Raw genomic sequence first — 11,260 nt, 5'->3', positions numbered from 1 at the left:
ATGGCAACATGAATATTGAAAATGAATTAACGTGTGATGATATGCTTAATGATGTAGCTATTATAGGAATGGCAGGACGATTTCCGGAAGCTGACAATATCGATCAGTTCTGGTCTAATTTATGTGAAGGGAAAGAGTCTATAAAATTCTTTTCCGAAGACGAATTATTGGCACTCGGCGTTAAAAAACAAGTTATAAAGCAATCTAATTATGTACCTGCAAAAGGTAGTATTGAAAATTCTGAGTTTTTTGATGCAGAATTTTTTGGGTATACTCCTTATGAAGCCGAATTACTCGATCCTCAACACCGGTTATTTTTAGAAACGGCCTTTCATGCATTAGAAGATGCCGGATATGACACTCTAAGATACAACGGTAATATTGGCGTGTTTGCTGGTGCTGCAATGAACACTTACTTAATAGATCTGTATTCGAATCCAGGAGATATCGACCCGGTCGGCGGTCTACATCTAATGTTGTCAAACGATAAAGATTATTTACCTACTCGCGTATCATATAAACTCAATTTAACTGGACCAAGTGTTAATATTCAAACAGCTTGTTCGACCTCTTTAGTTGCTGTCCATATGGCATGTCAAAGTGTTCTAAGCGGAGAGTCTGATATAGCTCTCGCAGGTGGTGTTTCGATTTCTATCCCTTCACAAACCGGTTACCTCTATCAAGAAGGCGGTTTTTTCTCTCCTGATGGACATTGCCGAGCTTTTGATGAAAAAGCCCAAGGGACAACTGACGGTAATGGGTTAGGCATTGTAGTATTAAAAAGATTGGCTTCTGCAATTGAAGATAAAGATCATATCTATTGCATTATCAAAGGATCATGTATCAATAATGATGGCAGTGGTAAAATTGGATACACTGCACCAAGTGAAGAAGGACAATTTACAGCAATTAATACTGCATTGAACATATCTGGTGTCAACCCAGAAGACGTCACTTATATCGAAACGCATGGAACAGGAACAATATTAGGCGATCCAATTGAGTTATCTGCCTTAAAAAGAGCTTACGCAAGCAAGAATAGAATTTCTCCTTGTCTGATCGGTTCCGTAAAAACAAATATCGGTCATCTTGGCATCGCCGCTGGAATAGCCGGTTTAATTAAAACTTCTCTTTCCCTAAATAAAGGAATAATACCATCATCGCTTAACTTTGATAAACCAAATCCAAAATTAAGACTTGAAGAAAATATATTTTATGTCAATACAAAGCTAACATCATGGAATACCATCTGTGCTAGGGAAAAGTATGCCGGCATTAGTGCTTTTGGCATAGGTGGAACTAATGCACATATTGTTCTAAAGGAGTACCAAGACCATAATATAAACTCAACCAATAATAAAAAAAATCCACACCTAATTATTTTGTCTGCTAAACGTGCTACCGATCTGGCTGTAATGTGTCAAGAATTATGCCATTTTCTAGAAAAAGAGAACTCTCCTAACTTAGCAAATATTGCTTATACTTATCAAATTGGCCGGAGTCAATTTGACTCAAGAGTTTCATTAGTATGTCATAATAAAACCGAGGCCATTAAACGTTTGCAGGAACTTCTTCATTCAACATCTGCCACAAAGGAAATTAACAACGACAAAGTGGTTTTCATGTTTCCTGGTGGTGGCACACATTATCTAAGAATCGGACAAGAGCTGTTTGAAACTCTCCCCATATTTCAAAAAACATTTAAACAATGTTCAGATCTATTATTAACTCAACTAAAATTAGATTTATGTTCAGCACTATACTCAGGGGACCTCCCATCTGAAGAAATAGAAACGTTACTAGAAAAAACATCTATTTCATTGCCATTAATTTTTTCAATCGAATACTCTTTGGCCTGTCAATTAATGCACTGGGGGATTCAACCGCATTCTATGATAGGTCATAGCCTAGGAGAGTATGTAGCTGCATGTATTTCAGGTATTTTCTCACTTGAAGACGCAATTTATTTAGTTGCATGTCGTTCTCGCTTATTAGAAGAAATCTCAGGTGAAGGTGCTATGCTATGCATCATGTGTAGTGCCGAAAAAACATTAGAATACCTAGACGGAACCGAGCTATCTTTAGCTGTTATCAATAGTCCTAATCAAACTGTCGTGTCTGGCCATCCTGAAGAAGTACAAAAGCTTGTAGCTCGTTTAGATAAAAATAGAATCGCATATTACAAAATTCCTATCCATACAGCTGGCCACTCTCATCTCGTTGAGCCTGTCCTTAAATCATTTGAAGAGGTTCTGCAAACAATAAAGTTTGGTTTACTAACTATTCCATACGTTTCCAATGTAACCGGTACATGGATAACACAAGAAGAAGCACAGAGTAAAAAATATTGGTTAGAGCATTTAAAAAATACTGTAAATTTCAGTGCCGGGATAAGTAAGCTACTAAAAGATGACTATCAAATATTTCTAGAAGTAGGGCCGGGTAGGGCTTTAACAACGCTTATCAAGGACCATAATCCTATCAGCCCGATATTAGCAATAAATTGTATGAAACGAGCTAAAAGTAATGATTCTGACTCATCAATTTTATTAAATGCAGTTGGAAAATTATGGGAGACTGGCGTTACTGTAGACTGGTCTAAGTTTAATGAAGAAAACAAATTTAGTCGGGTTAGCTTGCCTAAGTACCCATTTCAGAGAAAATATTTTTCAAGAGCAAGAAAGCCAGAGCTTCCGGCTCTACTAAATGATCAACTATCTTCATCAATTGCAATTGAAAAAAGTAAAAATATTGATAGGTGGTTGAATATTCCAATTTGGAAAGAAGCTATTTTATTGTCGCAAGAAAAAAAACCTGAATGTGTACTCGTTTTCCTTCATAAGGAAGATAGCATCTCTTGCCAGCTTTTAAGCAAGATTCAGCGCATAGCTGAAAATACTATTATTGTTTATTCCGGAGCTGAACCATACGAAAAAGCAGAAAATACTTTTTATATCAATCCTGGCGATCACTCACACTATGATAAACTCTTTTCAGAGCTTGATAAAGAAGGGAAGACTCCAGACGTCATAGTTAATTTATGGCTCATACCTAATTATACATTTAACGAAAAAGTTGATACCGTACTTATTGATTATTCTTTTTATAGCATATTATATATAGCGAAATGTTTGTCACAATACGCGATTGGTAAAGATATAGCGCTGTATTACTTCACCTGCCAGTTAGCTACTTTTAACATATATGATATCCCGAATGCTCTTAAGTCACTCATTCTTGGACCGAGCAAATCAATCTCTCAAGAATATCCCAACATTACCGTTCAATGCGTAGATATACCCACTGAATCAGAAGATCCTCAATATTATTTAGATGCTTTAATTAAAGAGGTTTTTTCTGAACCAGAAAACTCTAATTTTATTTACCGTCAAGGAAAACGTTGGAAACAAAATTATATAACTTTACCGACAACAGACGCTGTAAAAAACACTTCTGCGTTGAAATATAAAGGAGTCTATTTTATCACCGGTGGCTTAGGGCGTGTGGGTTTAATCCTAGCTGAATATCTAGCTACTCATTTTAATGCCAAATTAGTCTTGTTAACTCATTCAGACTTTCCTCCCGAAGAGGAATGGGATCGTATTGTTTCGCAAGTAGAAAGTAATCCAAAAATTATAAATTGCATAAATAAACTTTCCCAACTCAAAAAGTTAGGCTCAGAAATAATGGTAATAAAAGCAGATGTTGCCAGTAAAGAGCAAATGAGTGAAGCGATCAACCAAACCTTAGCAAAATTTGGAAAAATTAATGGTGTTATCCATGGCGCAGCTACGGTGGGGGAAAGAGCGGTTAGGTCTGTAACTGAATTAAATAGGAATGATCTTGAATTACAGTTAAATACAAAAATATATGGAACGTTGGCGCTTGCCAATGCTTTGGATAACGTTGAATTAGACTTTTGTATTTTAATGTCATCACTATCCGCAATTTTAGGGGGATTAGGGTATTCAGCATATGCCTCGGCCAATGCCTTCATGGACGCTTATAGCCATAATAAGGGTAGGCCGTGGGTTAGCATAAACTGGGATCTTTGGGATACAAATGATGGGAAGGTTTTTGGTAAAAGTTTATCAAAACTACCTATGTCTCCCTCTGAGGGGGCGGAAGTTTTTCATAGAATTACAGGCTTAGTTACCTTTTCTCAAATTGCAGTTTCAACCGGTAATTTGAATTCTCGTATCAACCAGTGGGTAAATAGAGAAGGTCTGCAACTACATGATAAAATAGCTGGAAATGATGTTTCCTGTCTAACAACTTATCCTCAATATACATCACAATATGTTACCCCGGCCAATTCACTAGAAACTGTTATCGTCAATATATGGCAAGAATTATTTGGTATAGCCGAGATTGGTGTAGAGACAGATTTTTTTGAAATAGGTGGACATTCCTTATTAGCTGTACGTCTAGTTTCCCGAGTTCGAGATGTACTTAAGATTGACTTTCCACTACGTGAATTATTTAAAGAGCCGACTGTTAGAGCAATGAGTGAAAAATTAGAAGAAATTGGTCATAAAAATGGTATTAATATTCATGAAATCTCAGATCTTTTAATTAGGATAAGTGGCCTATCCGAAGATGAAGTAAAAAAGGAAATATGGAAGGAATTAAATGATTAACTCTATATCACAACAACAATCATCTTGTTTATTGGAAAGCGAAGATCCTTTATTAAGTTCATTGATAAACAAAGAATCTAAGCGCCAAAAAAATGCTCTATCAATGGTAGCATCGGCAAGTGTTGCCCTACCAAGCGTTATTGCTTGTGAAAATACGACATTAATCAATGTTACAACAGAAGGTTATCCGAATTCACGTTATCATGGAGGTTGTAGGTTTGTTGACCAAATTGAAGAATTAGCTGTTGAAAGAGCAAAAAGCGCATTTAGCGCCAAATATGCAAATGTCCAACCTCATTCAGGTTCCTCCAGTAATGAAATTGTAATCTTTGGCTTGCTAAATCCAGGAGATCGCATTTTGGGGATGGATATTTGTAGCGGTGGTCACTTAACTCACGGTGCTCCGGTTTCTGCTATTGCTAAATATTTTGAAGTCTACTCTTATGGAGTTGATCCAAAAGGATATATTGACTATGAACAAATAGAAGATATAGCTTTACATTGCAAACCAAAACTTATTATTTGTGGTGCAAGCTCATATCCGAGGAAAATAGATTTTGCCAAATTCAGAAAGATAGCAGATAAGATCAACGCCTTTTTATTAGCTGATATTTCTCATATAGCCGGCCTTGTTGCTTCCGGGCTACACATGAGTCCAATAGACCATGCCCATATCACAACAACTAGTACATATAAGCAATTATACGGCCCTAGGGGAGGATTGATTTTATGTGGTAAAGATTATGATATCTGCGTAGAAAAAAACGTCACATTATCCCAAAAACTGCAAAAAGCAGTATTTCCGTTTTATCAAGGGACGCCGATCTTAAATGCTATTGCAGGAAAGGCAAGGGCTTTGGATTTTGTTAATAGTAAAGAATTCGCTTTGTTAATGAAAAACGTTATCTTGCATTCTAATACATTAGCCAATAATTTAATCGAATTAGGGTACAACGTTATTACTCAAGGCACGGATAATCATATGGTTTTAGTTAATCTGCTTGACAGAGGAATTACAGGATATTGCGCAGAAAAATCATTGGAAAAATGTAACATCATTGTTAATAGAAACCGTATTGCCGGAGATAATAAATCATCAATGATAGCAAGTGGGTTACGTTTTGGTACAAATTCCTTAGCTTTTAGAGGACTTGGTCAACCAGAATTAAAACAATGCACTGAAATTATTAATGAGATTCTAACCCACACAACCGTAATATCCGATACACAATTCCGATTGGATGAAAATATAAAGAACAAAGCTGTTAACCAAGTAAAAGCTCTGTGCGATCAATTTCCACTATATCATGTATAGCATGTTGCTGATTTTAGTAATTAGAGTTAAATGATGTTTAGATCATAATATTTGGAGCGATTTATGGCAGTAAAACTATCTAAAGGGTTCCCCATTCTTTCTGAACAGCAAAAAGAACTGTTTGATCTACTACTTAAAAAAAAGGGCATTCAACTGGCAGAAAAGGAAAAAATACAACCAACGACCCAAAGTGAAATCCCTTTGTCTCTTGCTCAAGAGAGGATTTGGTTTTTACATCAATTAGAGCCTAACAGTGCATTTTACAACACTCCTTTTGTCATTAAATTAAAAGGACAACTGGATTATTCTGCACTGGAAATGGCGGTACAAACGGTTATTGATAGGCATGAAATATTACGAACCATTTTCCCTACCGAAAATAACATGCCACTCCAAAAGATAATGCCATCTCTTAGTATAAAGCTGCCTATCATTGATCTCAGTAATTATGATGATATTGGTGACAGAGAAGCAAAAGCGCACGAAATTACAGATGAATCAGTACAGGATATCTTTAATTTAGAAAAAGGGCCATTAGTTAAAACCAAGCTAATTAAATTAAGTAATGTTGAACATTGGTTTATATTCTTAACACACCATATGGTATTTGATGGGTGGTCTGTACCTGTTTTAGGGCGAGAACTAACTATTGCATATAATGCTTACCTTGAAGGCGTTAAGCCAAATTTGGATGTATTATCAATACAATACAAGGATTTCTCTGTTTGGCAAAGGGAGCGATTAACGACAAAAGAACACTCAGAAAAACTATTAAACTACTGGAAAAAAGAATTAAATAATTTTATCCCTAATTTAACCATTGATGGGGACTATTCAAGACCTTCTATTCAGAGGTATAATGGAGCCTCTATATTTTTCGATATATCCCAAGAAAAAGTTAAAATATTGGACAAAATTTGTCAGGAAAATCATGTAACCTTATTTGTCGGTCTATTAACAGTTTTTAAATTACTAGTTTATATTTATACGGAAGAAACAGATATTACGATTAGTACAGGGATAGCTAATCGTAATAGAGCGGAAATAGAACCACTAATAGGATGTTTTATTAATATATTGCTATTACGTAGCGATCTTTCGAACAATCCTACATTTATTGAGCTAATCCGAAGAATAGGTAATAAGACAAGTGAAGCTTTCTCACACCAAGATCTTCCTTTTGAACTATTAGTTTCAGAGTTACAACCGAAACGTGATTCTAGTTTTAGCCCTTTAGTACAAATGATGATCGTATTCCACAATGCAGACTTAGAAGTTGATACAATGAATAATCTTTTTTCAGAAATGATTTCACCTGAAAAAAACATTGCACAATATGATTTGTTATTACATTTAATTAAATCAGATAACGGCGTTAAAGCTGTATTAGAATACAATACTGATCTTTATAAAAAAGAAACGGCAAGAAGTATTACCCAACGTTTTAATATTTTATTAGAAAAAATAATCACAAATCCGGCAATAAATATCAATAGATTGAATTTACTTAATCAAGGTGACGAGTATTTCCTAGCAAAAGTCAATAATACAACAATACCGATAGAAAATATTCAACTGCATGAACTTTTTGAAAGGCAGGTAGCCAATAACCCACAAGCAGTTGCCGTTTATGACGGGGAACAGGTTATAACTTATTCTGAGCTGTCTCATAAAGTTAATCTGACTGTACAAGCTCTTTATCAGTTTGGTGTAAAGCCTGGAGCGATAGTAGCAATCTGTGTAGATCCTTCCACAGAATTAATTCAATATATGCTTGCTATTTTAAAAATAGGCGCTGCTTATCTTCCTCTAGACTCTAGTTATCCTGAAGAAAGATTACAATACATGCTAGATAATGCAGAGGTAGCAACGATAGTTACTCAGAAAAAGTATGTTAAAAATATCAATACCGAAGAAAATAATAGACAATTACTTATTGTAGAAGAAGCAAACAATAATAGTCTACCGACCGACTCTAAACTCTCTTATCATGCGGATCCTGAAAGTTTGGCCTATGTAATTTATACATCAGGTTCGACAGGAAGACCTAAAGGAATTGCAATCAAACATCGAGGAATTGTAAATAACCTGCTCGACTTAAACTTAAATTTTTCTCTCAAACCAAGCGATCGGCTAATATTAATTTCATCAACAAGCTTCGATATGTCTGTCTATGAAATTTTTGGTACTCTAGCTGCCGGTGCGGCTGTAGTTATACCAGAAAGAAGTAAACATAAAGATCCGCGTCACTGGGTTGAACTAATTGAAAAATTTAACATAAGTGTCTGGAATTCAGCTCCAGCAATATTGTCTCTGTTAATAGAATCAATAAAAATCGTAGATAGATATAAAATTCAATCAATTAGATTGATAATTTTAGGTGGTGATTGGGCCCCTATACCATTGTTAAAGAATATTAAAGAAGAGGTGATACCTAACTCAGAGATCGTAGTCCTCGGTGGTGCTACAGAAGCCTCTATCCACTCCATAATCTACCCAGTGAAGTCTATTCAAGACCACTGGAAGAGTATCCCTTATGGACATCCAATGAAAAATCAAACGGCCTATATATTGTCAAAAACATTGCAGCCGCTACCAATGGGTATGCAAGGTGAACTATATATAGGCGGAATAGGGTTAGCCAAAGAATACATAAACAACTCCTCTTTAACAGCAGAGAAATTTATACCTAATCCTTTTTCTAACATTACTGGAGAGCGACTTTATAGAACTGGAGATTTAGCTCGTTGGATGCCAGATGGGAATATTGAATTAATTGGCCGTATAGATACCAGCCAAGTAAAAATTCATGGCCTAAGAATTGAGTTGGAAGAAATTGCCAACGTTATAAAAAAAATACCTGGTGTTTTAGATTCGCTAGTAATTACTCTCAATAATGAGAATACTTCGAAGAGTTTAGCTGCATTTATTATTATGGCTCCAAAAGTGGAAACTACAGTTACACAAATTAAAAGCCATATTAGTGATTACCTTCCTACATTCATGGTACCTTCTCATATAGTCTTTATCGAAAAAATCCCTCTTTCGCCTAACGGTAAGGTTGATAGACGGCAATTACAAGAGTGGTGCTATTCAAAAATTGAATTACGTCAAGACATTACTCTTCCTATAACTCAAACAGAAAAAATGCTCACCGCAATTTGGAAAGAAATCTTAGATGTTGAAACAATATCTATAGATGATGATTTTTTTGAGATAGGAGGCAACTCTTTAAAATTAATCAGAGTAATACAAAAACTACCTATTAATATTAATGTGATCGATTTAATGAGAAATCCAACTATTTCTCAGCTAGCTACTAAGATTGATAATTATAGCTCTTGCCAAAAAAATGAAAAGCTCATATATCAGTTCTCAACCAATGCTAATCATGCTGAAGAAAAGAAAACGATTGTATGTGTACCTTATGGCGGAGGGAGTGCAGTTATTTATCAATATTTAGCAAAGTTAATCGAACATAAGTTTAATGTATACGCAGTAGCAATTCCAGATACTCAAAATAACAACAAGTCTATAGAAAGCATCGCCGAACAGTGCACAAATGAGTTAAAAACTGTTTTTGGGGAAACAATATCTCTTTATCTTTACGGGCATTGTGCTGGCGTTGCTTTGGCTCTTGAAATTGCTAAGCAATTGGAAAAAAATGGTTTTAAGGTTGAAAGAACATTTATTGGTGCCGCATTGCCATGGGCAAGAAACAAATTATTAAAAGCAATAGGTAATATTCAACTAGTTAATCCATTTAGGAACCAACAAGCTATATTGAATTACATACAAAAGTTAGGGGGAATTGAAGAGATAGGAGATCCAACAAAATTATCTTTTGTGACAGAAGCATTTGTTCGTGATGCTAATTGGGCTGAAGACTATATATATAATCACCTTAAATCAAAGGAAAAATTAAAATCTCCAATTACGTGTATTATTGGAGGAAATGACCCATTGACACCAAATTATATGAAAAAATATAAAGAATGGAGCGCTTTTAGTGACCAAGTTGATTTAGTTGTAATAGAAAATGCTGGTCATTATTTCCTAAAAGATAAAGTTACAGAGTTAAGCCGTATTCTAATCGAGAGTACTAGTAATATATCATCTGCTACTAATGGAGAATAACATGGAACAAGTAGAAGTATGGATGTTATACAAGGGGCTTGAAAGGAAAAATCTTGAAAGAGAAATGATCTATATTAAAGATATTGAGCCGGAGGAAGTGTTAGCTGAACCTCTTTATGGATGCTGGGAAGGTAATATGGAACACGCTTTAGAACGCCAACCAATTGACATCTGTAAAGAAAGAAAGGAGGACAAAGTTGTTATTGGTAATTCAGGTGTTGTTCGCATTCTCAAGGTTGGTAATACTATAAAACATTTACGAGAAGGTATGATCTGTATTTTATTTTGTGGTGAAAATACAAGAAATGATAAATTTCCGAAAAAAATTTATGCCTATGATCAACCTAATACAATAGGATTATTATCGAAAAAAGTTAAGTTACATCATAAATATCTTATTCCAATACCTGAAAACTCAAAATATACGCTACCACAGTGGGCTGCTTTTTCTTTACGTTATATTACAGCCTGGTCAAACTGGCAAGTATCTTATAACTGTTGGCTGGCTAACATTAAAAACAATAAAGCTGCATATTCTGATGCCTATGTATGTGCTTGGGGAGGCGGAGTTTCATTTGCCTTTGTCACTCTAGCAAAAATTCATGGTTTTAATGCAGGACTTATTTCATCGAAAAAAACGATGTTAAAATATATTACAGATGTCGGTCTTGACTCAATCGATAGGAACTTATTCCGCGATCTGGCTTATAATGAGGAACTTTATAACACGGATAAAAATTTCAAAAAAAATTATCGGCAAGCTGAAAAAACCTTCTTAAATATTATTAACGAAAAAACTTCTGAAAAAGGCGTTGCTATTTTCATGGATCTAGTAGGTTTTCCAGTGTTCAGGGCAACATTAAAGGCATTAGCTTCTCCAGGCGTAATAACAACGTCCGGTTGGAAAAAAGGAATGCATCTGACCTCTTCCCGGGCTGTGGAGTGTATTAAGCGCCACACTCATGTTCACACACATTATGCTTCTTATGAAGAAGGCCTAGACGCTGTTACCTTTGCAGAAACAAATAGTTGGCTCCCCCCTATAACCGATAAAATATGGCAGTGGGATGACATCCCCCATCTTTCTAAGCTCGGTTTATATGAAAGTTTAGACACTTATTTTCCAATATACCAAATTAATCCTATCTAATAATTCAGGAAATAGACT

The 11,260-nt window shown here is 35.3% G+C and carries 4 protein-coding genes; all 4 read left to right on the top strand.

Annotated elements, in window-relative coordinates:
- The first annotated feature begins 8 nt into the window (after positions 1-8).
- On the top strand, positions 9-4,640 hold the full coding sequence (locus tag EAE89_RS05865; RefSeq protein WP_214085528.1) for a type I polyketide synthase: 4,632 nt from the start codon (positions 9-11) through the stop codon (positions 4,638-4,640).
- Complete coding sequence (locus tag EAE89_RS05860; protein ID WP_214085527.1) at positions 4,633-5,955, top strand: serine hydroxymethyltransferase; 1,323 nt, start codon at positions 4,633-4,635, stop codon at positions 5,953-5,955. Before EAE89_RS05865 ends, EAE89_RS05860 begins: the two co-directional genes overlap by 8 nt.
- Positions 5,956-6,018: 63 nt before the next feature.
- Positions 6,019-10,092: a non-ribosomal peptide synthetase gene (locus EAE89_RS05855; RefSeq protein ID WP_214085526.1), complete on the top strand. Its 4,074-nt coding sequence runs from the start codon at positions 6,019-6,021 to the stop codon at positions 10,090-10,092.
- A gap of 1 nt (position 10,093) precedes the next feature.
- Positions 10,094-11,242 carry an MDR/zinc-dependent alcohol dehydrogenase-like family protein gene (locus EAE89_RS05850; protein ID WP_214085525.1) on the top strand — a complete coding sequence of 383 codons (1,149 nt, stop codon included), beginning with the start codon at positions 10,094-10,096 and terminating at the stop codon, positions 11,240-11,242.
- Positions 11,243-11,260 lie beyond the last annotated feature (18 nt).

Source organism: Photorhabdus heterorhabditis, from assembly GCF_018448905.1.
GTDB lineage: Bacteria > Pseudomonadota > Gammaproteobacteria > Enterobacterales > Enterobacteriaceae > Photorhabdus > Photorhabdus heterorhabditis.
The sequence above is the reverse complement of the archived record's forward strand: the minus strand, read 5'-3'. Positions and strand labels throughout refer to the sequence as shown.